The following is a 21,778-nucleotide window of genomic DNA, read 5'->3' as shown; positions in this document are numbered from 1 at the left end:
TATTTTTAAAGCTTTTCTTCTCCCCTCTTTGGCAGCAGCGACGATAGCCAGCCAACGTATTCACTAACGGAACGTGTCTGTATCCAGACGCTCCCTTCTCCCTCAAACTCTGCGATGAGTCCCTCTCCACTCAGCAGCGTTGCCTTCAGGCCTCCGGCCTTCCTGACTTTAAAGGCGAGCGTATCCTCAAAGGCGACTATGTGTCCAGTGTCAACGATCAGAGAGCCATTTACGTCAATTCTCTCGATACCTCCAAAGGATGACAATAACACGTCGCCCAGCCCGTCAAGTTTGAGGAGAAATAGCCCCTCTCCTGCAAAGAAAGTCCTTGCCCCTCCCCACTTCGTGTCAATTGAAATGTCTGGCGAGGATGCAAGGAACGCTCCACTCTGGGCGTATATCCTGCCGTTCAACGGGATGTGGATGACGTCTCCCTGGTATGGAGGTGCGAGGCCGAGAAGACCTTTTCCTTTTGAAATGAATCTGTTGACGAAAAAGGATTCGCCACCAAGCAGAGAGCGCTTTAATCCGGCAAGCAGCCCGCCCTTAACCTCTGTCTTCAGCTCCACGTTTCTCATGTACACCATTGCGCCCGTCTCAGCGACGATTTCCTCTCCATCTTCAAGCTCAACCTCGAGAAGGCTGTAGCTCGGTTTCGATAAAATTCTGTGTTTCATAATTTTTGTTTTATTTCGTATGTTATATCTTTAACGGTTCAGCGTGCAGTGAATTCCTGTTAGAACGACTTTAGCACAATCAGCACAGCGGAAAACAAAACTGCAAGGCATGAAACCATCCAGAAAACAGAGATACTCCTCTCCACGTCTCTCTCGCTCGGGAGCCTCCCGGCTTTGATTATGTAGCTCCCAGGTTTTTCCAGAGTAACCCTGAGGGTGTATGCCATCGCAACCATCGCATGGCCGTTCAGCTTGACGCTATGCCTGTACGCCTTCAAAGCCCTCGGATTCAGCAGGGCGAAGAGCAGAACCGAGAGCCGTGCTGGAATAAAGTTCGCAGCATCGTCAATGCGAGCAGCGAACTTTCCAAACTTTTCATACTCTGGAGTCCTGTAGCCAACCATCGCATCGCAAACATTTATCGCCCTGTAAACAACAGCTCCCGGCAGGCCAAAGATTGCGAAGTAAAGAAGCGGGGCAAGAACACCATCGACGAAATTCTCGGCAACAGACTCTATTACTGCAGAACATAGCTGGTGTCTGCTCAACTTGCTTGTGTCTCTGCTTACTATCATCTGAACTTTCTTCGCATCCACACCATTGGATATCGTCGCTTTTGCATGGTCCACCATGCTTCTTATGGATATGCAGGAAAAGAGCAGGTATGTCGAAACAAGAAAATCGAACGGCTGAGGAAGCAAAGAAGGAGATTGTGAGAGCAAAAGGGCGAAGGCAATAACAATAAACGTGAAAAACGCTCCGGCAATCACGTCCGGCAAACCCCTCCTATTCCACTTCGAATCGAAGAAACCTATAAGCTTTCCGAACCAGACGACGGGGTGTGCAAAGCTGGGCGGCTCACCAAAAGCAAAATCAAGGATTACGGCGAGGAGGAGAACTGCCATTTGATCAGATAGCATTAAAGGCTGGAGAATGTAATGACTTTTCACACTTTCGCACCGGCCAAAAATGACTTTAAGTATACTTGCAGTATTCAGGCAGGGTGGAATGAATGGGTGAGGATAGCGAATCAGGTAGCATGAAGGTTATCGATCTTGAAGATTTGCCCAACGTCGGTCCTGCAATAGCTGAAAAACTTAGAGAGGCAGGTTTCTCAACTATAGAGGCGATTGCCGTAGCCTCCCCATCTGAACTCAGTGCTGCTGCAGAAATCGGCGAATCGACGGCCGCAAAAATAATATCCGCTGCCAGAAAGCTTGCAGACGTTGGCGGGTTTGAGAGTGGTGATAAGGTACTCGAGCGCAGAAGGCGCATAGGCAAGATTACGACCGGGAGTAAGGCTCTCGATGAGTTGCTTGGTGGTGGTGTGGAAACACAGTCCATAACGGAACTCTTTGGTGAGTTTGGAAGTGGTAAAACGCAGATATGCCATCAACTTGCCGTAAACGTCCAGCTTCCCCGCGATCTTGGAGGGCTTGAAGGTTCTGTAATCGTGATAGATACCGAAAATACCTTCAGGCCGGAGAGAATAATACAGATGGCCGAGGCAAAAGGACTCGATCCAGAAGAGGTGCTGAGGAACATATATGTCGCCCAGGCTTACAACTCAAATCACCAGATGCTCCTCGTTGATAATGCCAAAGAGCTTGCGAACAAACTCAAAAAGGAAGGAAAGCAGGTAAAGCTCCTCATCGTGGACTCGCTTATGGCCCACTTCAGAGCTGAATACGTTGGTAGGGGAACGCTTGCCGACAGGCAGCAGAAGCTGAACAAGCACCTGCACGACTTAATGAGGTTCGGAGAAATCTTCAATGCAGCAATCGTCGTCACAAATCAGGTTCAGGCGAAGCCCGACACATTCTTTGGCGACCCGACGAAACCTGTAGGAGGGCATATAGTTGCGCACACAGCTACGTTTCGCATCTACCTGAGGAAGAGCAAGGGAGAGCTGAGAGTAGCGAGGCTCATCGACTCGCCACACCTGCCTGAAGGTGAAGCTGTTTTTAAAGTCACCGAGAGGGGTATAGAGGATAAATAGTTTAAATTATAATAATAATTTCTAATTTTTTGAATGTAGGACTTTATTAAAATTTTAAGCTATTCTGTGTTGAATTCGGAAAAAATTTATAAAGGAAACGCAATGCTACTATTGCGGTGATTACAATGAGGATGGAGATGAGAGTCGAGACTGGTATTTATGGCCTCGATGAACTTCTCGGTTCAGGTTACCGTTCGAATACTGCTAATATAGTCCTTGGTTCCACAGGAACTGGAAAAACAATATTTGCGCTCCAGTTTATCCTTAAGGGGCTTGAAAGAGGTGAGAAAGGCATATTCGTGTCATTCGACATGGACGTTAAGGACGTTGTTGATACAGCCGACGCAATGGGATGGGACGACATCGAAGACTACGTTAACAGCGGCATGCTCGCCATAGACAAGTTTTACGCTGAAAACATCACGTACATAAACAACGACCTGCTTGGCTTTATAACGGCTGAAGCGGGAGAAACAACGAGGATAGCGATAGACTCGTTTACCCCTCTAATCTCCTCTCTGAGCTATGACATGCGAAACGATGTTAACTGGTTCTTCTCCAAGTTGAGGGAGATTGGAACCGCCGTAATAACTCTCGAAGAACCCCTTAACGGAAATATGAGTGAACCCTCTGTGGTCATACCGCTGTTTCTGGGTGACAGTGTGATACACCTGAAGAATAACGGCTACGGCGAAGCATTCAACCGCACGCTACGCATTATAAAGCACCGCGGCTCCTGGCACGCGGAAGGAGTATTCCCGTACAGGATACTCGAAGGAGTTGGAATAGTCGTCGAGGGATGGGAATTCGTTGAGTCCATGCGGGAGGAAGTTAACCTTGACCAGCTCATCAGGGAGGCTGGCTTGAGAAAGGAAGATATAGACAGGGATTTGCTCAAGAAGCTCCAGAGGCTTGCGGAAAGCAGAGCGAGTGGAGTGAGGGAAGTAATACTCGGGATTCTGAGAAAGTACGCCTGAGGGTGCAGGATGATCTCCAGAATATCGTTACTCCTTTCTCCAATATATTCTGATCCTGGAATAAAAATGGTGGCTCTGTACAGGATAGATGGCGTCCCCGTCTTTATAAAGATAAATGCGCCGAAACGAGAAATCGCAGGAACACTTTACTGGCTGGAGGGGCAGATAAAGGAAATGCTCTACCAGATATTTAACCGCAACCTGAGCGAAGCGAGTTTCAGGTTTGGAGACGTGAGAATACACATGTATCCTGTTTCCAGAACCCTCGTTCTGAGCATAATGGCCAGCGAAGAAGTTTCCATGTATAAGTTAGAGGTTGACGTGATGTCGGTCAAAAAACAGCTTGGCGTTCTTGTTGGTTATGAGGGCTGAAGTTGTTTATTCTCCGTCCAACGATGCTAAGGAAGCTTACAGGCAGATTGCAAAGCAGCTTGAGCAGATAGACTTCGAACCGAATTTTCTCCTCCTCTTTTTAACTGAAGGGGTCTGGAAAAACTACAAGCTTTTTATCCAATTGCTCAAAAAGAAGTTTCCCGATGCGAAGATGCTCGGCTGCACTGTTGAGGGCTACCTCGTCAAAGATGAAATTTGGATGAGAGGGGTTGCTGCCCTTCTCGGTGAATTTGATGGAAAGGTGGAGGTTTTCTGGGCTAAAGATAAGACTGCAACCAGAACGGCAGAGAAGCTCGGAGAAAAGATTGGAAAGGGATGGGATGCCATTCTTTTGATGTTTCCAGCCCTCTATTTTCCAAGTAAGTTTGGATTTTTGAAATACTTTTTGAAAGATAGGGTTTACTACCGAAGATACATTAGAGGGGAAAGTGTTAAGGAAAAAGAGGATGTTCTTAAAGAATTTTCTGATTATCTAAGATCTAAGTTCGTTTTTCCGATCAACGATGTGCTAAAGATAGTGGCCGAAAAAACAGGCGGCTCCATACCTATACTGGGTCTGAACCTTATGCCCCTTGAGGCTACTTCATATACACCTCTTATTTTGGCAGATTATAATGAATTGGGTTTCGGATCAGCGGCAATGTGTTTTAAGGGAAAAGCTAACGTACTTTTCCATGATATATTTCCCGAGAGGGGGAACAGTTATGAGGAAACCTTTGAAGTAATTAAGAATTATTTTGCTGGAGTGGAAGAAGTTAAAGTCGTTAAAGGGGGACTGGCAATCGGTGAGATAAACGGCTTGAAACCCGTTGCTTTTTTGAAAATGAAGAGGAGTGGATTTGAAGACGTTAGTCAAGATGAATTTCTCAAAAAAGTTGAGAGCGGTAAGTTGCAAATGGCAACACCATATGGTTTATCGTTTATAAGTAAGGAAACCTACGGAAGTGCAGGGTTGGGCTTATTTAACTATCCTCTTAATATATATCCCTCACTTTTTAATGTTGATAATTTTTATGATGAAGTAATATTCGGTGGAGAAGTATTTAGAGGAGGGGTAAAAGCATTTGCGGAAATATTTGAAAAGAAAAAACTTAAGGGCTTTGACTTTTATGTTGTTGATCAAAATGCTATAATGAGTTTCGGTGGAAACATTCATAAATTCTTAGATGTTGTTAGGGAAAAAAGTAATAAATATTTTGGAATTTTCTCTTCTTTTCCCTCGGCTTATATACCAGTGCCGGATAAAAAATATCTAAGCGAAGTACACAAAAGTATTTTTGCTAATTTAGGTGGAACCTCGGCAATGGTAGAGTTTGAGTAATACCTGCTACAATAAGAATTAAAAGAGATATCAGGTTAGAATAGACCATAATTTTAATTGGCTTTACTGATTTAGGAGATATGGCCCATTTATTATTCAGGAAATATTTTATTGTATAAATTAATCCAAGAAAGGAAAGAAGTGAGAATGCACAGAAAGATGGAAATACGCCAGTGATAGAAAATACTAAAATAGATAGGTAGTAAAAACTCAGTAAAAGCAAAGAAACCTTCAACAGCGTCTGGGGAGAGAAGACTACACCAAGGGTCTTCAAGCCAGCAAGTCTGTCACTGCTTATATCTTTTATATCCTTAAGAAATGCTCCGGGAAGTAAAAATAGGGTCATAATTACAGAAAGGGCAAACGCCTTTGGCGATATGGGTGCGAAGAGAGTCCATAATAACAGCGTTATTGACGGAGCAGAAATAATGTAGGCAAGGACTTCAGTAACATAGTAGTCTTTCCACCTCCTTATCATCTTTCCGAGTACCATCCTGTCAGAGTATATCCATGTGGCAATGGCAGCTCCGGTAAAGGCTATGATACCTTTTTTGTCAATTATCCAATAGGCTGAGAGTATAAAGGAAATTACGTAGAGAAAAGCTGAAAGAGCTGCAGCCCCCATTCTGACATTCTCGTTTTCTGTTAAAATGTTTTTCTTACCAGCGAGGACGTCCTCTTTTACGTCATTTACATGGTTCCACAGATTTATCCCAGCGTAAAAGAGGAATGAGATGATAATTGCCTTGATTAAGGAAATTAGACTGAGCGTTCCCGAAAGAGAAAAAACAAGAAAAGCAAGAAAAGGGTATGGATATATTATTGTTGCAGGCGTCGCCGACAATTTCACTAAATTTACTGACACCCTATACATAATGTAGCTTTAGTATTCTAACAAAATAATTATACAATGCTTAATTAACCCCAATACAGTCTTATCGTCTTAAACACTTCCTCAGCTTCCTTCTCCCTTCTCTCCCTCTTCATTGGCATCACCATAATCAAAGCATAGCTCAAGCTATTTATATTTTACGATTTTTATTCTTATCCTTACAATAGTTATGATGAGCAAGAATCAATTCAACTTAACAATTTAAGTTTAACCACCTTTTTATTGAATTTTTCGCAGCATAGGGTGTGGAGCTTGGTAAAGCAACAGCGTAGATGGTTTAGTCCATGAATGTACCAATAAAAGCAAATCTTATCTGTCATCAGCAGCACGAACTCATGATGAGATAAAAGATTTTCCATTTTGTTTTATCAGAGGTTTTTTATAGAGCGGGGTTAAGGAGAGTAGTAATGTCCGAGTTACGAAATACGTTCCTGGCGGGACTCCTGATACTCATACCACTGCTCGCGACTGTGTACGTGGTCTACTGGACTTTTACGTTCGTGGACAACCTGCTGAAACCTGCACTCCTGAAGATAATTGGGTTCTACTTCCCGGGGCTAAGCTGGATAGCGCTCGTAGCTCTGATATTTGCTCTCGGGGCACTGGGGAGGTTTGCGATAGGTAACAAGGTAATCGAGGCAACGGAGAACTTTCTGAGGAAGATTCCCGTAGTGAGGACAATTTATTCGGCGGCGAAGGAGGCAAGCAAGGCAATCCTCGTATCTGAAACCGAGAGAATTAAGGGTGTCGTGCTTGTGGAGTACCCAAGAAAGGGGATCTACGCGATAGGGTTCACGACGGGAACACGAATGGATGAAGCCATCGAAAAAACCGGTAAAAAGCTCGTTAACGTGTTCATACCGACTTCTCCAAACCCCACGTCCGGACTCGTCGTCCTTGTGCCCGAGGAGGAGTTAATATACCTCGACATGAGCGTTGAGGACGCGCTGAGGGTCGTCATCTCCGGAGGCTTTACGAAATAATTTTATCTTCCATATATCTTTTAATTTAATTTGTTATCTTTGGTTCAGTGCAGCGGAACATCTTAATAGCTACGAAGATTTGATAAGGGGGAGGGAAATCTTAAAAGATTGGGTGTATAAACTAATTTAGCGGTCGCTGAGACATGTAAAGAAGCCTTCAAGTGCTCTCCTGCGGTGGGAAACTGCGTTCTTCTCTTCTCCCATTTCAGCAAATGTCCTGCCGTTGTAGAGAAATATCGGGTCAAAGCCGAATCCTCCGCTACCCCGCATCTCCGTAGAAATCTCGCCATCAACTCTGCCGGTGAATGTTTGCACTTCGCTCCCGTCGAAGTACGCAATTACAGCGAGGAAGTACGCACGTCTATCCTCAACGCCATCCATCAGCCTCAGTATTCCCTCGTTGCCTATGGTTTTGAAAACGTAGGATGAATATGGGCCGGGGAAACCTTTCAGTGCCTCGATAAACAGGCCACTGTCTTCTATGAAAAATGTCTCTTTTAACTCTTTGCTGAGCATCTCTGCGCTGAGGCTTGCAATCTCCTCGAGGCTGCTCCCCTGCGGCTCGAGATACGACATCTTTTTCCACTTGAGCGATATCCCGTACTTCGCGGCAATCTGTTCTGCTTCCCTGAACTTCCCCTCGTTGGACGTAATGAATGTCAGTTCCATGCCTCGCGTTTCTGGGCGGGGTAGATAACTATTGCTGATGGCGTTGTCATGCTACCAGTATCATTTTAACTTCAACGCGTCTATGGCGGCTTTTTTCATCACGTCAACTGGCGGATCAACGTCAAGCCATAATCTGAACGCTTCAGCCCCCTGAAAGACGAGCATGTCAATCCCGTAAACAACCCTGCAACCCCTGCGCTTTGCGAGGGATATCAGAAGAGTCTCCATTGGATTGTAGACCGTGTCGAAGACGACGACATCATCTACAAGCCCCTCTGGTACGGGCAATTTCGACTCAAAACCCTTCATGCCGAGGGGTGTCGCGTTGATTATAATGTCGATCTTGCCTTTCAACTCCTCGAGTCTGTCATAGGGGTAAAATATGCATTCTCCGGATTTTCTCACATCTTCTACAAGCTTTAAACCCTTCGATTCCGTCCTGTTCGTGACAATAACCGTTGCTCCATTTTCTACGAGTGCGAAAGCTATCGCCCTCGCTGCTCCACCAGCCCCAACCAGAAGCGCGGTCTTTCCTTCCACTCCAACGCCCGCATTTTCCAGGGCCTTCATCGCCCCATAGGCGTCTGTGTTGTGACCTTCAAGCCTATCGACGACAACGGTGTTCACAGCCCCTATCTTCGCCGCTATGCCCACGGGTTTGACAAACTTTAGAATTTCTTCTTTGTGTGGTATCGTTACGTTAAGCCCTCTGATGCCCAGGGCTTTCGCGCCGAATACGGCATCTCTCAGCGACTCTGGCCTAACTTCAAATGCAAGATAGATGGCGTCGATCCCGAGACGTCTGAACGCTGCATTGTGCATCGCGGGTGAGACGGAGTGCTTGATAGGGTATCCTATAACTCCGTAGCAATCCATGCCACGAGTTAGCATGGGAGTATATAAACTTGTGCTGTTAGGGCTGACGGAGTAGAGGCGTTATACAAAAATAGTTAGGCTGGATTTATGGTGAAATGTCTAATGGCTGCTACAGTAAAATCACCAGCTAAATTTTGTATCCACCGTACTTGGCCCAGATGTTACATGTGCCTTCGAAGCTGACCATGCACGGCCCTATAGGGTCCTTGGGTGTGCAGGCCTTCATGAAGAGCGGGCAGTCGGATGGTGTGATTAACCCCCTCAACACCTCCCCACACCTGCATGCCCTCTTTCTTGCATCCTCTTTCGGCTCGAAATCCTTAAAGACATCTTCAAACACCTTCATCGCATCGTAATCCTCGTACTTCTTTCGTATCGCTCCTCCCGACGCTGGCACAACTCCAAGACCTCTCCACTCCCAGTCGTGCCTGTCGAAAACCTCGTCCATGACTTGCTGAGCCTTTACATTGCCCTCGTATTTCACGGCCCTCGTGTACTCGTTGAGTAGAGCTTTCTCTCCATTCTTTATGGCCTTAACGAGGTTGTAAACGGCAAGCATGACATCGTAAGGCTCGAATCCGGCAATTATCTGTGGAACTCCATACTTCTCCTTTATTGGCTCGTAAGCCTTAACGCCGACTATAGTGGAAACGTGCCCTGGGTTTATGAAGCCGTTAATCCTCGCTTCGCCGAGAGAAAGCAGATGCTCCATGGCAGGAATGAAAAATCGGTGCGAGGAGAAGACGTGGAAGTTCTCAACGCCATCGAGGATGGCCAGAGCGGTTGAAGGCATCGTCGTTTCGAAGCCAATTCCGAAGTGCACTACGGGCTTATCGCTCTGCTTTGCGATTTCAACCGCATCGAAAACGCTGTAAACGATTCTTATGTCATGACCCTTCGACCTGTAGTAAAACAGAGATTTGCCCTCAAACGGTACTCTCGCCATGTCGCCGAAGGTTGTGAAGATTATGTTTGCGTTCTGGATGAGGTGAAAGACCATCTGCAAGTCCGTATCGGGGATGATGCAGACAGGGCAGCCGGGTCCGCTGAGAAGTTTGAGATTCTCCGGCAGCAAGCTTCGTATGTTGTAGCGAGTAATCGTGTCTTCATGCGTCCCACATAAATGCATTATTCTTATTTCCTCTTCACTCTCCATCTCTTTTTTTATCTTTGCTGATAGCTCCTTTATGCCCGTCTTGACCTTCTCCAGCGAAATCATACCCATCACTCTACGAGGATTTCTGCAAGCATTTCTTCCAGCTTTTTCGCCTCCTCCTCGTCAACTTTCTGAATTGCAAAGCCAACGTGGACGAGTACGTACTCGCCAGGCTTTACATCGTCAACGAGGTCTATTCTTACCTTCTTTTTTGTCCCGCTGAAGTCAACTATGGCAAATGGATATTCAACGCTCTCTACTTTGCCAGGAATTGCCAAGCACATCGTTATCACCTTCCATTCTGCTTGCTCATGACTTCTTGAAGCCACTCAAGCCATTCATCAAAGCCTACGTCTTTCTTTAAATCCATCTTGATAATTTTTGCCTTGGCATTGAGTTTTCTCGCATCTTCCACCATCTTGTCTACGTTAGCTTCAACCGCCTCAGCCAAAGCGACCTTGTTGATGATGATCACGTCCGCAAGCCTGAAGATCTCGGGATGCTTCTCAATAACGTCATCACCTTCTGTAACACTCACCATCACAACTCGATAATCTTCACCTAAATCGAAGTCAACGGGACATATAAGGTTTCCAACGTTCTCCATGAGCAGCAGATCAACATCATTAAACTTCTCTATTGCATGGTGTATCAGATGGGCGTCGAGGTGGCACTCCTTGCCCGTGTTTATCATCTCCGCCTTAACTCCGTGCCTCGCAACCCTCTCGTAGTCCGCCTTGCCAACGACATCGCCAAGAATTGCCCCCATCCTGACCTTGTCGCCAAGAGCGTCAGCAGTCTTCTCGATCAGCAGTGTTTTTCCACTGCCGGTAGCCCCCATTATGTTGATGGCTGTAATGCCATGCTTTTTCAGGAATTCCCGATTTTCTGCGGCAAGTCTTCTGTTTGCCTCAAGTACGTCAATTTCAGCATCAACTTCAATCCTGTGCATGGTCACACCCCCTCACACTTCCATCTCTATTTTCCGAATCACCATATCCTTACCGCCTTCAACTTTAATAATCCCTCCACATTCGCAGATTGCGATGGGTTCGTCGTATCTTTTCCCGCAGAGCAGACACTCGATGTGAGGTTTGATGAATTCGAGTTCGAGGACAGCTCCTTCAGCAATTGTCCCACTGCTTGCAACCTGAAAGCAGAACTCGAGCTGTTCCGGATTTATAAGCAGGAGTTCGCCCATTTCCACGAGAACTTTCGACACTTTTTTTGCGCCCTTCTCCTCGGCAAGTTTCAAAACGTTCTCAACAATTGCCTGAGCAAAACTCATCTCGTGCACGAGGAGTAGTATCCCACCCCGAAGTTATAATTATTTCTTGTAGGGTGATTTCGCTCTGTGAAAATTCACTGAAAGTTAGACTTCCCTTTTAGAACCTTTGAATCGCAGTAGGTGAAGCACTCTGAATAGTTCTATTGTCGGCATGGTTTGGTCTCATTTTCGCAATATAGGGTATTGAAGCCGTTTTAAACAGGTATGGAACAGTATCGAATTTTTTAATATATTATTTTTAATGTAAATTTCACAGTCGAAAGGTCAATAAAATGCGAGATTTTAACAATTATATGGACACAGAAGTTCTTTCGAGGATGCGAACGGCTTATGCAAGTGAACGAACAGCTCTTGCGTGGATAAGGACTGGGTTAACCGTCGTTGCATCGGTCCTCGTTTTAATGCGCTTGTATGAAGTTTGTTTTGAATTACAGACGGTTGCAATCCTGCCGATTGTGGCCGGTCTCTTGATGATCGGATACGGCGTCTATCGCCTTTACATGGCTCTGCGGATAGAAAAAGTAATAGAGGGGGAGATTAAGAAGAGCAAATAATGGAGACTATCGATGCAGTAGCAATAGTAGTCTTCCTTTGCTGTTTTGCAGGCTATCATGGCTCTTATTTTATAGTTCACAGGTTTAAGCCGGAGAAGACAATAAAATCTCACGCAAATTTCTTCAGAATGAAGGGAATTGAGTTTGTTCTCAGGAAGGGTGACCATCTCCTCCTCATACAGCAGCTTAGAGATGTCATCTACGTGAGTAACCTGCTCGCTTCCTCAACCCTCATCTTTATAGGTATCCTCCTGAACCTGCTGATAAATCTGAGAGACTTGGCAAAGAGTCTCGGAATTGTAGATGTAGAAACGTTTGAACTCAAAATCCTGTTCATTGCAACAATCCAGGCCGCCTCGTTTATGTTTTTCATATCGTCTCTCCGCTACTACCGCCTCGTCAGTCTGTTTGCCACAACCCCTCCAGAAGTCATAAAAGATGCTACGGGTGAGGAGGCACACGAGTATCTTGGCAGGCTGCTCAATAGGGGATGCAGCTTTTACACTCTTGGGAGCAATTGCCTGGTTCTTCAACACACTGCTCTTCATGGCTGTCGTCATTACCGTCACCCTCCTCTTCGCGTTTTTCAGGGATTTTATGAAAAAGTAGCGCTCAGTCTGCATACCTGAGCAGCATCTCTGCAAGCCTCGACAGTCTGTAGTATCTGTGGTGTGTCCTTGTCTCCTTTTTTGCCTTGGCTTTTCTGTGCTTTCTTTTCAGCACCTTTGAGTCGCAGTACACAAGCAATCCAAGCTGCACGAGCTTTGCAAGTAGCTCCCGGCACTCGTCAATTCTCATGGAAAATGCTCTGGCCACAACGCCGGCATGTTCGCATCCGGCCATGCGAAAAAATTGCAGAATGGGGAAGGTTACATTGCAGCCGGTAAGATGGGCGAGGTATTCACTGAAGTCATCCCTGATACTTCTTATCGTGTGTTCGCCATCTTTTGTGAGCCCGTAGTAGGTGTGGTGCTTTCTGACCTCGTGGCTCAGCTTAAACCTCGCCTCGCTGCGCTTTATGGCCGAGCCGTGAGTCCTTTCGATAAACCTCATATCCTCCAGTTCTTTAAGCACCTTCTCGATTTCCTGCTGCTCCATTTTGAGCGTTCGAGCTATCGACTTCGCGTAGTCGATGTTGGCGCGGCGCAGATGAAACAGTATGTAAACCTGCAGCGGCTTTAATTCGACACTTTTGAAGTCATTCCCGCTCATGGTTATTCCTTACTGCCTTAGCCACCTTTTTCCCTTCCTTGGTCAGCTCAAAATACTGGCCATGTTTTGCCGTTTCCTTTGATTTCGCCTTTATCTTTATCCATGGTTTTATGCTTGAAGTCGGTGTACGCTTTGGAAGTGTTTTTCCATCTCTCCTCTTCACGAGCCCCATCTCACAGAGCTTTATGCAGACTTCTTTTATATTCGGCGGATCAATATTTGTTCTCTCTCCGAGGAGCCTCTTTCCCATAAGTTTGGGCGTATCTGGCCCAAAAATCAAAAGATGAAGCAGAACTCTTCTGGATAAATCGTCCAGATTTTCTTCTGGATTCATAGTTAACCCTTCAGGATGTTCTGCGCGTTGCGGTTAGATAATCTCTCAACAATTGCCTTCTCGATTCCGGCCTTCATCAGGTGCCTCGCTGTCTTTGGCACTGCAAGGGGGTCTGTGTTGGTTAGAGAAGCGCAGTCACTGTTCAGCAGCCCGTTTCTATACTTATCGATGTTGGTGGCTATTTTCTCCGGTGTTAACAGCCCGGGTTTGACCGAAAGCCCCGGCACGGCGTTTGCCTCGTTGATTAAGTCTATGGTGTCATCATCTGTGTGGTCAACAACAAGCTTGCCCAAGTCCATTCCCACCTCGTTTGCCATGGATAGGATTTTGTCAGTGATTTTTGCTCTGTTCTGCATAGGTATGTGCACTATCACCGGCACATCGTACTCTCTTGCAAGAATTAACTGTTCTTTCAAAACCTCTATTTCCGTCTCGTTTGCCTTTTCCAGCCCTATTTCTCCGATACCTTTTGCCTTACCCGCTTCGATGCACTCCCCTATAATGGGAAGCAGCCTTCTCCATTCCTCTGGTATGCACCTCGGGTGGATCCCGACGAAGATATGGGCGGTAATGCCGTACTCAGAAAGTCGTGCGCGATGCACGGTGTCGAGTTCGGTGAAGTGATCCATCAGCGTTTCCGCATATTTCGCGACTGGAACAAAACTGCAGAGAACGGCGGTGTTTACTCCCGACAAACCCATGAGCTCGAGGTCTCTACCGGAAAGCATGTATGCATGGGTGTGGGAATCGATAAAGTTCATGATTTTTAGGAATATATCCGGAATATCAGTCTTTTGGTACATGTCTTTTCGTATGCAATGTCTCTTGAAATGGGTATGCCCTCAGGTTTAACACTTCCAGGAGATTTTGTGATGTTGTACCTCGGACCGGTTGAGAAATCGCGGTAATGCCACTTATAACCAGTCCACCCTTGTAGTTGAAATCAACGATCATGTACGCTGCTGCACCAGATTGGTGTGTGCCACACGTCCCTGCCAACAGCCAGACCAATTACCATACCCACATAGCTCATTAAAAGGAGCGGGTCAAAGATGATGCAATAAACCAGAATTCTCGGCAAGTTTCTGTATCGATATATGCAGTAAAGATCCACAAAACCAAGCATAAAGTAGGTCCCGAGAATGATAGATCCCCAGGCCATTGCTGAAGAAAGGTGTGGTCTGTAGAGCAACTCCACAGCTCGAGTTGGCTGAAGAAGCTCGCCAAAGTATACTTGACTAAAGTCGGCTTTTCAATGCCCTTTCTCAGATCTTTATTTACGACTATAACACTGTTGATAACGGGTTTGTTTCAAACCGTAAGTAGTTTAATACTCTACTTTGCTCCTAAGGGTAGGAATCAGAGAATATAATCCTTTACAGACTAAAACACATCTGGAAAAATTACACTTTTACGTAGGAATCCTATAGTGGTGTGTTTCACAATCGTACGCCTATCCTTAAACTGGAAGATGTTCAAGAACGAAAAGTTTAATTAGTAGGTAACTATAAATTTGATATAAAAGCGTATAAAAACCAAAACAACAAAAACAAGCCAATAAACAGTATTATCAAACCCGCTGGCAAAAAAGGTAGAAACTCTTTGTCTTTGTCCTTGCTTGCTATTCTAACTATCCACAAACCGAAGACCACAAAGACCATTGAAAACAAAACTCCACGAAAAATGAAAAAACAACATCTTCAAGTTTCATGGAGGACTTTTGTCACTAACAATATTTTAATGTTTTCGAATAGTTTAGTGGGTTTTATAGAAATAGAAATAATCTAAGCAGGTAGTTGCGTTACAGCATATTTCAAAAGTAAAGTAGCAGCCTAACAGACTGTCTTCTTAATAAAAAGTTTAAAACCAAAAATCAAAAAACATCTGGGCGGTAAAATGAGGAAAAAGATCGGCTTCTGGGAAGCTTTCAGCATAGGTGTAGGAGGAATGATTGGTGGCGGCATCTTTGCTGTTTTAGGTTTGAGCATTCAGCTATCGAAAAGTGCCGCCCCAATAGCTTTTCTTTTAGCCGGTCTTATAGCGCTGACAACCGCCTATTCATACGCCAGACTGTCGGTCAGGTATCCAAGCGAGGGAGGAACAATAGAATTCATCGTGAGAGCATACGGAACAGGACTGCTCTCTGGCACCCTCAACGTATTGCTGCTCGCAAGTTACATCGTTATGATCTCCCTCTACGCCTACGCCTTCGGCAGCTACGGTGCAAATGTGCTGGACTTCACCAACCCGATCATTACAAAGCATCTGCTGACAACTTTTGCTATTGTTCTGTTTACCTCGATTAACGCACTGGGAGCGGTTATAAGTGGGAAAACTGAGGACTTGCTTGTAGCATTTAAGCTGGCGGTACTGCTAATCGTGGCCGGAGCGGGTATGGCTTTTGTGGACGCAGCCAGACTTTCACCATCAAACTGGGCAGATCCCGTGAGCATTGTTGCAGGCGGGATGATAATATTTCTCGCCTACGAGGGCTTTGAGCTGATAGCGAATACAGGAAGCGACGTCGAAGACCCTTCAATTCTGCCAAAAGCCTTCTACGCTGCGGTTCTGCTCGTGATAGCAATCTATGTGATGATTGCAGTTGTCACAGTTGGAAATCTGCCGTATGATGTGATAATTAAAGCGAGGGACTACGCTTTAGCAGCTGCAGCGGAACCACCCCTCGGAGAGATTGGATTTTGGCTAGTCACGTTTGCTGCCTTAGCGTCCACTAGCTCAGCGATAAATGCCACTCTCTACGGCACTGCAAGAGCAAGTTACATGGTGGCAAAGTACGGACAGCTTCCTAAAGCTGTTGAGAAACCTCTCTGGAAGGAGGCTTATGAAGGCCTGCTTATTATAAGCATCCTCTCCTTGCTGTTCGCAAATACTGCAAGCCTCGAGTCCATATCCACAGCTGGGAGCAGTGGATTTTTGCTCATCTTTCTCTTTGTGAACATCGCAGCATTAAAGCTCCGTGATAGCGTTAAGCTAAACCCGGTAGTTCCAGCAGCAGGAGCCACGCTAACCTTTGTGGCTCTTGTTACGCTCACATACAGGATGGCCGAGACCGACGTAAAGAATTTGATGGTCTTCTACACCATGATTGTAGCATCTTTTTTGATTGAGGCATCCTACAGAACTGTCACAGGCAGGAAGATCGAGGAGTGTTTGGACATAAGGCTCAGGAAGAGAGAAGAAAACCTGAAAAACTGGCATAGATGGATTGATGGTATTATTGATTGCATAGTGGATGCTTTTGAAGATGCAGAGGTGTATCTGGTTGGCAGCATTGCCCGTGGGGAAATTGGCAGAGCCCACGATGTTGATCTGCTCGTTCTTACAGAGAATCCCCCAGCAAAGAATAAAGAAAAAGGTGTTGCAAGAGAACTCAGACAGAAGGCTGGCCTGACACCGCAGCATTCAGTTGACATTCATTTTGAAGACAAGCAGAAGAAGGAAGAAGTGCTCAAACGGGCAAGGCATTACAAGATTTTGAAACGATCAAACTGATTTGGAATCTGTCGCCCGTTCTAAATCATTTTGATGGAGCAATTTAGGAGATACTGCATGAATTCTTCGAAAACTGTACTAATATTCGATATTTGCACCAAAATGGCTATTTAAGATGAGATTAAGGTAAGATTAAAGATATGGGAGGTGATATCGTGAAAAGAAGCTACATGATTGTGTTGCTGGTTGCAATGGCAGTGTTGGGTGCTATTGGGGCGGTGGGAGCAGCAAGCACAACAAGTGTGCAAACGGCAGATGTGCAGAACGATGTGCAGGAACCGGGCTACATCGCATCAATCAAGGCCCCGCAGATGAACGGTGACGAAGCTCAGGAAGCCAAGGCACTCGAAAGTTACGCAAAAATAACACCAAAGGATGCAGAAAATGCGGCACTTGCAAAAGTTCCGGGGAAGGTCGTTAAGGTTTCACTCGACAACGAAAACGGATATGTCGTGTATTCAGTTGAGATTTCAACCAACGCTGGAGTAAAGGACGTCAAGGTCGATGCTGGAACTGGGCAAGTGCTGCATATTGACAGCGGTGATGACCACGAAAGCGGCGAGCAAGAAATCACCGAAGAACAGGAGACAGCACTCGAAACAGAGTAACCAAACTTTTTTATTTTTAGTTTGCACCAGATTATAATAACAGATAGTATAAAAGGTGTAAAAGATGGAACTGGACTTGGATGAAATAATAAGAGTCCTTTCGAGTCTTCTTGCCCTTGCAATATTTACTATCTCAGCCATAGCTTACTTGCGGGAAAGAAGGAGAAAGCTTATGCTCGTTTCAGCAGCATTTTTCTTTTACGCTCTAAAGGGCTTCCTGAAGGCCTCTGACATCCTGATCCCTCAAAAAGGAGACATCATCGATGTTACAGCGAATCTGCTCGATTTTGTAATACTGCTGCTGTTCTTTTCTGCAATGGTCGTAAAAGAGTAGGTGAAGCATGGAAATCGATCTTGAGACGAGGAGAAGGATATACGAACTTATAAGAACGTCTCCCGGCATACATTTCAGAGAAATTGAAAGAAGATTGAAGATAGCTGTTGGGAATTTGCAGTATCACCTCCATTATCTGGAGAAGAAGAATTTAGTAAGGTCTGAGCAGGACGGTGAATACATTCGCTACTTTCCGAAAGATTGCCGGCTGGATGAGGCTGACAGGAAGATACTGTCCTTTCTAAGGCGCAGAACGTCAAGACGTATTTTGATACACCTTCTGAGCAATCCCGGCGCGAACAATAAAGACATATCCAGAAGCGTTAATCTTTCCCCATCTACAGTCTCGTGGCACCTGAATAAGCTCGTGGAAGTAGGGATCGTCGAAAGAAAAAAGGAAGGGAGGGAGAGTTACTTCAAGGTTAAGGACCCTGAGAGGGTTGTGAGGCTTATTATAACGTATAAAGAGAGTTTTCTCGACAGACTTGTCGAAGGTTTTGTGGAAGCTTGGGAACGTGCAGAGATGGGTTGAACTCTGCTAATGGTTTTAACATGCCTTATGGCGGAAATCCCTGTATTTTGCGAGCAGTATGGTTATACCCACCACTACCGCTACGAATGCCTCTGTATTTACAAGCCACAGCAGTATCAGGAGGCTGTATATGAGGCCTCGGCTTCCCAGTGTGTAGTAGGTACATCCGCTGTTCAGGGCCTTTCCCAGATATCTGTGAGCGGGCTCACCGGTGTACTTTTGTATCGATTCTGGAGGAGCCATGACCAGTACTGCCACGAGTCTGTAGTATCTCAGGGCAGAAACCAGAAAAATAAAGGAGACTGATAATACTCCAACCATAAACAAAATCTTAAACTGGAAATGGTGCAGATTCCATACACCCATATTTCTGGCGAGTTTATCCATGTTTATGAGGAGGTTCAGGATAGCACCAATGAAAATCAATGTAGAGGATGCAAACAGATTGCAAACCATTATTGCATCTCTGAGTGCCTGCACGACGACAATTTGATCTCCCCTCTTAATCATGTACTCAATTCCATCTTCCCTGAGTTTGTTGATGTAGGCTTTTACAGCCCTGTGAGGACATTTTTTTAGCAGGATGAAATATGTCCCGTGATATCCTGCAAAACATAAGAGATAGATTGCTAACGCTGTTATATTTAAAGCATCAAGCATGCAAAGCATTTTAAGCGAGAGATATAAAAATCTGTCCCATCCTGAAAGAGTTAATTATATGTGCTCTTAAAACTGCTCTGCTCAATCAAAAGCCAAATATACTCCTCTGGTTAGACGAATCTTCATGTGTAAAAAAGTCAGTGGCGAGGAACCAGCAGACGACGAGCTACTCGAAAAAGTCGCAAACCAGCAGATACGAGCCGACTACAGGAAATCTCTCGGTAAGGAACACGCAAGATTAAGCTGGGACGTTGAGATAAAGAAGGTTTTTAAGAAAATTGACAAGTAAATTTGTAGAGTTAGATATGTCCTCTTTTATTTCTCTGATTGCACTATAAAATATCTTAAAAATATTATAGACTTTAAAAGTTATAAGGCATAAAAGGCTGGACATGGAGGAAAACAACTGACAGGGCAACTATGGGAGCCCAGTGGGTTTGAGGAGACGATTCTGCATGCTTATGGTGAAGTGCCCGGTTGTTGGAGCAAGCATAGTGCCGAAATTGGGACGTAGTATTTTGATTGCGATGTATGCTGATCGAAGAGAGACCTAGGAGCGAACACTCAAATATTTACGTAATTTTTAGCAAACATCATAAAAAACAAAAACTATCTTAAGAAAATAGGGAAAGATGAAATAAGTTTATTCAATTACCCACATGGCACAACAAGAACAGGAAGCACGGAATTCCTTATTACGCTCTCTGCCGTACTGCCGAGGAGCAGCTCCTTGATTATGCTCTTGCCCTTCTTTCCGATTACTATCAGCGTGGCACCCTTAACTGGAGCAGTCATGAGGATTTCCTTTGATGCAACTCCCGTGTGTACTTCTTTTTCAACCGGAAAGTCGAGCATTTCTTCGTACCTCTTCAGACCCTCCATTGCCTTCTTTGCGTTCTCCTCCACTTCGTCAGCTCTTCCGTAGTCAACGACGTGCATCAGAACTGCCTCTTTGACAAACTCCTTGAACACATCAGTTGAGCGTATCACCTTCTCCGAGCACTGTGAAAAATCTACAGCTATCAGAGGCCTCTCGAAAACCCTCTTTGCATCCCAGTAGCACTTGATGGACTTCTTTCCTCTATCCCACTCGTACCTTACGAGGAGAACTGGCTTCTTGGCAGCCCTTGCGACGTTCGCAGCTGTTGAACCTATCAGCATCTCTCTGAATATGTTCTCGCCCTTCATTGGCATGTATATTAGGTCAACGTCTTCCTCCTCAGCGATCTTGGCAATTTCCAGGGCAGGAGTTCCGAGTCTCACAATTCCCTTTGTCTTTATTCCCATCTCCTCGAATTCCTTCGAGATTTCATCGATCCTCTTCTTGTACTTTCTTTCTATTTCCTCAACAGCCTCGAGCTCCTCTGCTGACTGGGGGACTAGGTCGAGGGCGTAGAATAAGATCAGCTCGTTAGCCGCTCCTGAAGCAAAGAACCTGGGTATACAGTTTCCGAAAGCGTATTCAGAGACTATTGAGAAGTCCACAGGGAACAGTACCTTTCTTATCATTACTACCACCTCCATTAAATTGAGCCAAGACGATTTTTTGCATCTACTGCATATAAACTCTTTATGGCTTTATATAGGCGTATCCTGCCTGCTGCAGTTCCACGAGCTTGGTTATGCCAGCTGGCACGACTTCACAGAACTCAAAGATCTCATCCTTGTTAATTTTATGGGCATTCAGGGCATTGTTGCAGACGTAGAACTTTACTCTCTTCTTATGAAGCTCCTCAAGTTTTTCTCTGAACTTCTCATTTGCACTTTTCACAAAGAGCTTAACAGCAAATCCGTTGGCAAGCAAAGCTACTTCTGCGTCGCCCACGTCCTTCAGGAAGTTTGTTATGTTGGCCAGTGTAAGTTCGAAAACAGGTGTGTCATCCATATCTACGTGAAATACTGCCTTGTACACAATTTCACCTCCTGACAAGCATTATGGCTGAGCGGACAACCTAAAAAATTTGTGGTGATTAAATCTGATAAAATAATCTTACTCTATTCTACTTCGGTATCACGAGCACGGGCAGAGGAGACCTTCTAACAACCGAAGCGGCTGTGCCGAGCATGACAATATCGTCGAAGAACCTGCTTTTTCTGCCAACGATTATCGAAGTAGCCTTGGTTGAAACAGCAGCATTCACAATCTGCTCCGGCAGCTTCTTTCTTTCCTCTACTACAACTTCATAAGGCACACCGAGCTTCCTGGCGTAGTACTCAAGCTCCTCTTTCCCATTGCCCGCATGGTAGAACACGGCCGTTTTAATCATCTTCCTGATTCCCTTGAGAGTATCCATAATGTCGAGACAGAACTCCGCATCCTCAAGGGGCAGGGATATTAGAGGCTTTTCAAAGGCGTTATCGTCAAAACCATCCTTCACGACAAGAATCGGCCTCCTGCTGAACTTTAGAACGTTGTTTGCCATGTTTCCGTAAATCAGCCTTTTGAAGAAGCCACCACTCATTACAGGAACAACAATCATGTCGGCTTTCTCCCTCTCAGCAATCTCGGCAATCTTCAAACCCGGATTGCCAATCTTCACGACTGTTCTCGTCTCAACTCCCGTTTCCTTGAGTCTTTCGGCCATTCCACCCAATCTTCTTTCAACATCCTCTTTTACTTCTAAATGAGATGACAGGGGCATGATCTCGACGATGTGAGTTAGTACGACCTTTCTCGCGAATTTTCTCAGTGAATCGAGCTTTGATACAGGATTCATAAACTCAACAGGAAACAGGACTTTATCCATCATTTCCGCTCACAATTTATTGTTGTTTCTGTTCAGGTATATATTTTTCGGAA

General features: G+C 45.2%; 28 protein-coding genes. 12 read left to right on the top strand and 16 right to left on the bottom strand.

Features of this window, described 5'->3' with window-relative positions:
* Nucleotides 1-5 precede the first annotated feature (5 nt).
* Complete coding sequence (locus tag ARCVE_RS00845; RefSeq protein WP_013682889.1) at nt 6-677, bottom strand: TIGR00266 family protein; 672 nt, start codon at nt 675-677, stop codon at nt 6-8.
* A gap of 59 nt (nt 678-736) precedes the next feature.
* Complete coding sequence (gene cbiB / locus ARCVE_RS00840; protein ID WP_198002010.1) at nt 737-1,597, bottom strand: adenosylcobinamide-phosphate synthase CbiB; 861 nt, start codon at nt 1,595-1,597, stop codon at nt 737-739.
* Nucleotides 1,598-1,716: 119 nt separating this feature from the next.
* Between cbiB and radA the strand changes: the two genes are divergently transcribed.
* The 4 genes from radA (at nt 1,717) to ARCVE_RS00820 (ending at nt 5,367) form a co-directional block, all read left to right on the top strand.
* Complete coding sequence (gene radA / locus ARCVE_RS00835) at nt 1,717-2,676, top strand: DNA repair and recombination protein RadA (protein WP_048086081.1); 960 nt, start codon at nt 1,717-1,719, stop codon at nt 2,674-2,676.
* Between the two features lie 125 nt (nt 2,677-2,801).
* Nucleotides 2,802-3,653, top strand: a complete 852-nt coding sequence (locus ARCVE_RS00830) for an RAD55 family ATPase (protein ID WP_013682886.1) — start codon at nt 2,802-2,804, stop codon at nt 3,651-3,653.
* 9 nt (nt 3,654-3,662) lie between these two features.
* A complete protein-coding gene (locus ARCVE_RS00825; RefSeq protein ID WP_013682885.1) occupies nt 3,663-4,025 on the top strand; it encodes a hypothetical protein in 363 nt (120 codons plus the stop codon).
* On the top strand, nt 4,015-5,367 hold the full coding sequence (locus ARCVE_RS00820) for a hypothetical protein (protein WP_013682884.1): 1,353 nt from the start codon (nt 4,015-4,017) through the stop codon (nt 5,365-5,367). Before ARCVE_RS00825 ends, ARCVE_RS00820 begins: the two co-directional genes overlap by 11 nt.
* Here ARCVE_RS00820 and ARCVE_RS00815 read toward each other — a convergent pair.
* Nucleotides 5,327-6,217 carry a UbiA family prenyltransferase gene (locus ARCVE_RS00815; protein ID WP_198002009.1) on the bottom strand — a complete coding sequence of 297 codons (891 nt, stop codon included), beginning with the start codon at nt 6,215-6,217 and terminating at the stop codon, nt 5,327-5,329. The genes ARCVE_RS00820 and ARCVE_RS00815 overlap by 41 nt on opposite strands.
* Nucleotides 6,218-6,666: 449 nt before the next feature.
* Between ARCVE_RS00815 and ARCVE_RS00810 the strand changes: the two genes are divergently transcribed.
* The gene (locus ARCVE_RS00810) at nt 6,667-7,242 is read left to right on the top strand and encodes a DUF502 domain-containing protein (RefSeq protein ID WP_013682882.1); all 576 of its coding nucleotides are present in this window, start codon (nt 6,667-6,669) and stop codon (nt 7,240-7,242) included.
* 126 nt (nt 7,243-7,368) lie between these two features.
* On the opposite strand, the gene ARCVE_RS00805 is transcribed toward ARCVE_RS00810, so the two are convergent.
* The 6 genes from ARCVE_RS00805 to hypA form a co-directional block, all read right to left on the bottom strand.
* Entirely contained in the window at nt 7,369-7,911 is a 543-nt protein-coding gene (locus ARCVE_RS00805; RefSeq protein WP_013682881.1) for an XTP/dITP diphosphatase, read from the bottom strand.
* Between the two features lie 60 nt (nt 7,912-7,971).
* A complete protein-coding gene (aroE, locus tag ARCVE_RS00800; RefSeq protein WP_013682880.1) occupies nt 7,972-8,787 on the bottom strand; it encodes a shikimate dehydrogenase in 816 nt (271 codons plus the stop codon).
* A gap of 127 nt (nt 8,788-8,914) precedes the next feature.
* Entirely contained in the window at nt 8,915-10,012 is a 1,098-nt protein-coding gene (gene hypD, locus ARCVE_RS00795) for a hydrogenase formation protein HypD (protein WP_013682879.1), read from the bottom strand.
* On the bottom strand, nt 10,012-10,227 hold the full coding sequence (locus ARCVE_RS00790) for a HypC/HybG/HupF family hydrogenase formation chaperone (protein ID WP_013682878.1): 216 nt from the start codon (nt 10,225-10,227) through the stop codon (nt 10,012-10,014). Before ARCVE_RS00790 ends, hypD begins: the two co-directional genes overlap by 1 nt.
* A 5-nt stretch (nt 10,228-10,232) precedes the next feature.
* A complete protein-coding gene (gene hypB, locus ARCVE_RS00785) occupies nt 10,233-10,895 on the bottom strand; it encodes a hydrogenase nickel incorporation protein HypB (RefSeq protein WP_013682877.1) in 663 nt (220 codons plus the stop codon).
* 12 nt (nt 10,896-10,907) lie between these two features.
* Nucleotides 10,908-11,231 carry a hydrogenase maturation nickel metallochaperone HypA gene (gene hypA / locus ARCVE_RS00780; protein WP_013682876.1) on the bottom strand — a complete coding sequence of 108 codons (324 nt, stop codon included), beginning with the start codon at nt 11,229-11,231 and terminating at the stop codon, nt 10,908-10,910.
* 293 nt (nt 11,232-11,524) lie between these two features.
* Here hypA and ARCVE_RS00775 point away from each other — a divergent pair, with 293 nt between their 5' ends.
* A complete protein-coding gene (locus ARCVE_RS00775) occupies nt 11,525-11,785 on the top strand; it encodes a DUF202 domain-containing protein (protein WP_232215809.1) in 261 nt (86 codons plus the stop codon).
* Entirely contained in the window at nt 11,785-12,414 is a 630-nt protein-coding gene (locus ARCVE_RS00770; protein ID WP_013682874.1) for a DUF599 domain-containing protein, read from the top strand. The genes ARCVE_RS00775 and ARCVE_RS00770 overlap by 1 nt, the downstream gene beginning before the upstream one ends.
* Here the strand turns inward: ARCVE_RS00770 and ARCVE_RS00765 are convergent.
* The 3 genes from ARCVE_RS00765 to ARCVE_RS00755 are packed head-to-tail and all read right to left on the bottom strand — an operon-like array spanning nt 12,398 to nt 14,092.
* Nucleotides 12,398-12,997, bottom strand: coding sequence for a DUF2250 domain-containing protein (locus ARCVE_RS00765; RefSeq protein WP_013682873.1), 600 nt, complete (start codon nt 12,995-12,997; stop codon nt 12,398-12,400). The genes ARCVE_RS00770 and ARCVE_RS00765 overlap by 17 nt on opposite strands.
* Nucleotides 12,984-13,331 carry a DUF2250 domain-containing protein gene (locus ARCVE_RS00760; RefSeq protein ID WP_013682872.1) on the bottom strand — a complete coding sequence of 116 codons (348 nt, stop codon included), beginning with the start codon at nt 13,329-13,331 and terminating at the stop codon, nt 12,984-12,986. Before ARCVE_RS00760 ends, ARCVE_RS00765 begins: the two co-directional genes overlap by 14 nt.
* 2 nt (nt 13,332-13,333) lie before the next feature.
* Nucleotides 13,334-14,092 carry a TatD family hydrolase gene (locus ARCVE_RS00755; RefSeq protein WP_048085417.1) on the bottom strand — a complete coding sequence of 253 codons (759 nt, stop codon included), beginning with the start codon at nt 14,090-14,092 and terminating at the stop codon, nt 13,334-13,336.
* Nucleotides 14,093-15,227: 1,135 nt separating this feature from the next.
* On the opposite strand from ARCVE_RS00755, the gene ARCVE_RS00750 reads away from it, so the two are divergent.
* The 4 genes from ARCVE_RS00750 to ARCVE_RS00735 all read left to right on the top strand — a co-directional run bounded on the left by ARCVE_RS00750 (nt 15,228) and on the right by ARCVE_RS00735 (nt 18,318).
* A complete protein-coding gene (locus ARCVE_RS00750) occupies nt 15,228-16,844 on the top strand; it encodes an amino acid permease (RefSeq protein ID WP_013682869.1) in 1,617 nt (538 codons plus the stop codon).
* 155 nt (nt 16,845-16,999) lie between these two features.
* Nucleotides 17,000-17,452, top strand: coding sequence for a PepSY domain-containing protein (locus ARCVE_RS00745; RefSeq protein ID WP_013682868.1), 453 nt, complete (start codon nt 17,000-17,002; stop codon nt 17,450-17,452).
* Between the two features lie 64 nt (nt 17,453-17,516).
* Nucleotides 17,517-17,786 carry a hypothetical protein gene (locus ARCVE_RS00740; protein ID WP_013682867.1) on the top strand — a complete coding sequence of 90 codons (270 nt, stop codon included), beginning with the start codon at nt 17,517-17,519 and terminating at the stop codon, nt 17,784-17,786.
* Between the two features lie 7 nt (nt 17,787-17,793).
* On the top strand, nt 17,794-18,318 hold the full coding sequence (locus ARCVE_RS00735) for a winged helix-turn-helix transcriptional regulator (RefSeq protein WP_013682866.1): 525 nt from the start codon (nt 17,794-17,796) through the stop codon (nt 18,316-18,318).
* A 15-nt stretch (nt 18,319-18,333) separates the two neighbouring features.
* Here the strand turns inward: ARCVE_RS00735 and ARCVE_RS00730 are convergent, their stop codons facing one another.
* Nucleotides 18,334-18,978, bottom strand: a complete 645-nt coding sequence (locus tag ARCVE_RS00730; protein WP_013682865.1) for a DUF599 domain-containing protein — start codon at nt 18,976-18,978, stop codon at nt 18,334-18,336.
* A gap of 124 nt (nt 18,979-19,102) precedes the next feature.
* On the opposite strand from ARCVE_RS00730, the gene ARCVE_RS11445 reads away from it, so the two are divergent.
* The gene (locus ARCVE_RS11445) at nt 19,103-19,267 is read left to right on the top strand and encodes a hypothetical protein (protein ID WP_013682864.1); all 165 of its coding nucleotides are present in this window, start codon (nt 19,103-19,105) and stop codon (nt 19,265-19,267) included.
* 362 nt (nt 19,268-19,629) lie between these two features.
* On the opposite strand, the gene ARCVE_RS00725 is transcribed toward ARCVE_RS11445, so the two are convergent.
* The 3 genes from ARCVE_RS00725 to ARCVE_RS00715 all read right to left on the bottom strand — a co-directional run bounded on the left by ARCVE_RS00725 (nt 19,630) and on the right by ARCVE_RS00715 (nt 21,728).
* A complete protein-coding gene (locus ARCVE_RS00725; protein ID WP_013682863.1) occupies nt 19,630-20,487 on the bottom strand; it encodes a universal stress protein in 858 nt (285 codons plus the stop codon).
* Nucleotides 20,488-20,548: 61 nt separating this feature from the next.
* The gene (locus tag ARCVE_RS00720; RefSeq protein ID WP_013682862.1) at nt 20,549-20,890 is read right to left on the bottom strand and encodes a DsrE family protein; all 342 of its coding nucleotides are present in this window, start codon (nt 20,888-20,890) and stop codon (nt 20,549-20,551) included.
* 88 nt (nt 20,891-20,978) lie between these two features.
* Nucleotides 20,979-21,728: a universal stress protein gene (locus ARCVE_RS00715; RefSeq protein ID WP_013682861.1), complete on the bottom strand. Its 750-nt coding sequence runs from the start codon at nt 21,726-21,728 to the stop codon at nt 20,979-20,981.
* Nucleotides 21,729-21,778: the final 50 nt, after the last annotated feature.

It is taken from the genome of Archaeoglobus veneficus SNP6 (assembly GCF_000194625.1).
GTDB lineage: Archaea > Halobacteriota > Archaeoglobi > Archaeoglobales > Archaeoglobaceae > Archaeoglobus_C > Archaeoglobus_C veneficus.
Note: the sequence above shows the minus strand (reverse complement) of the source record. Positions and strands in the feature narration are given on the sequence as shown.

What these genes read in the sequence shown, in the direction of transcription:
- ARCVE_RS00845 (WP_013682889.1), bottom strand. Translation starts at nt 677, where the DNA reads ATGAAACACAGAATTTTATCGAAACCGAGCTACAGCCTTCTCGAGGTT.
- cbiB (WP_198002010.1), bottom strand. Translation starts at nt 1,597, where the DNA reads ATGCTATCTGATCAAATGGCAGTTCTCCTCCTCGCCGTAATCCTTGAT.
- radA (WP_048086081.1), top strand. Translation starts at nt 1,717, where the DNA reads ATGAAGGTTATCGATCTTGAAGATTTGCCCAACGTCGGTCCTGCAATA.
- ARCVE_RS00830 (WP_013682886.1), top strand. Translation starts at nt 2,802, where the DNA reads ATGAGGATGGAGATGAGAGTCGAGACTGGTATTTATGGCCTCGATGAA.
- ARCVE_RS00825 (WP_013682885.1), top strand. Translation starts at nt 3,663, where the DNA reads ATGATCTCCAGAATATCGTTACTCCTTTCTCCAATATATTCTGATCCT.
- ARCVE_RS00820 (WP_013682884.1), top strand. Translation starts at nt 4,015, where the DNA reads ATGAGGGCTGAAGTTGTTTATTCTCCGTCCAACGATGCTAAGGAAGCT.
- ARCVE_RS00810 (WP_013682882.1), top strand. Translation starts at nt 6,667, where the DNA reads ATGTCCGAGTTACGAAATACGTTCCTGGCGGGACTCCTGATACTCATA.
- ARCVE_RS00805 (WP_013682881.1), bottom strand. Translation starts at nt 7,911, where the DNA reads ATGGAACTGACATTCATTACGTCCAACGAGGGGAAGTTCAGGGAAGCA.
- aroE (WP_013682880.1), bottom strand. Translation starts at nt 8,787, where the DNA reads ATGGATTGCTACGGAGTTATAGGATACCCTATCAAGCACTCCGTCTCA.
- hypD (WP_013682879.1), bottom strand. Translation starts at nt 10,012, where the DNA reads ATGGGTATGATTTCGCTGGAGAAGGTCAAGACGGGCATAAAGGAGCTA.
- ARCVE_RS00790 (WP_013682878.1), bottom strand. Translation starts at nt 10,227, where the DNA reads ATGTGCTTGGCAATTCCTGGCAAAGTAGAGAGCGTTGAATATCCATTT.
- hypB (WP_013682877.1), bottom strand. Translation starts at nt 10,895, where the DNA reads ATGCACAGGATTGAAGTTGATGCTGAAATTGACGTACTTGAGGCAAAC.
- hypA (WP_013682876.1), bottom strand. Translation starts at nt 11,231, where the DNA reads ATGAGTTTTGCTCAGGCAATTGTTGAGAACGTTTTGAAACTTGCCGAG.
- ARCVE_RS00775 (WP_232215809.1), top strand. Translation starts at nt 11,525, where the DNA reads ATGGACACAGAAGTTCTTTCGAGGATGCGAACGGCTTATGCAAGTGAA.
- ARCVE_RS00770 (WP_013682874.1), top strand. Translation starts at nt 11,785, where the DNA reads ATGGAGACTATCGATGCAGTAGCAATAGTAGTCTTCCTTTGCTGTTTT.
- ARCVE_RS00765 (WP_013682873.1), bottom strand. Translation starts at nt 12,997, where the DNA reads ATGAGCGGGAATGACTTCAAAAGTGTCGAATTAAAGCCGCTGCAGGTT.
- ARCVE_RS00760 (WP_013682872.1), bottom strand. Translation starts at nt 13,331, where the DNA reads ATGAATCCAGAAGAAAATCTGGACGATTTATCCAGAAGAGTTCTGCTT.
- ARCVE_RS00755 (WP_048085417.1), bottom strand. Translation starts at nt 14,092, where the DNA reads ATGAACTTTATCGATTCCCACACCCATGCATACATGCTTTCCGGTAGA.
- ARCVE_RS00750 (WP_013682869.1), top strand. Translation starts at nt 15,228, where the DNA reads ATGAGGAAAAAGATCGGCTTCTGGGAAGCTTTCAGCATAGGTGTAGGA.
- ARCVE_RS00740 (WP_013682867.1), top strand. Translation starts at nt 17,517, where the DNA reads ATGGAACTGGACTTGGATGAAATAATAAGAGTCCTTTCGAGTCTTCTT.
- ARCVE_RS00735 (WP_013682866.1), top strand. Translation starts at nt 17,794, where the DNA reads ATGGAAATCGATCTTGAGACGAGGAGAAGGATATACGAACTTATAAGA.
- ARCVE_RS00730 (WP_013682865.1), bottom strand. Translation starts at nt 18,978, where the DNA reads ATGCTTGATGCTTTAAATATAACAGCGTTAGCAATCTATCTCTTATGT.
- ARCVE_RS11445 (WP_013682864.1), top strand. Translation starts at nt 19,103, where the DNA reads ATGTGTAAAAAAGTCAGTGGCGAGGAACCAGCAGACGACGAGCTACTC.
- ARCVE_RS00725 (WP_013682863.1), bottom strand. Translation starts at nt 20,487, where the DNA reads ATGATAAGAAAGGTACTGTTCCCTGTGGACTTCTCAATAGTCTCTGAA.
- ARCVE_RS00715 (WP_013682861.1), bottom strand. Translation starts at nt 21,728, where the DNA reads ATGATGGATAAAGTCCTGTTTCCTGTTGAGTTTATGAATCCTGTATCA.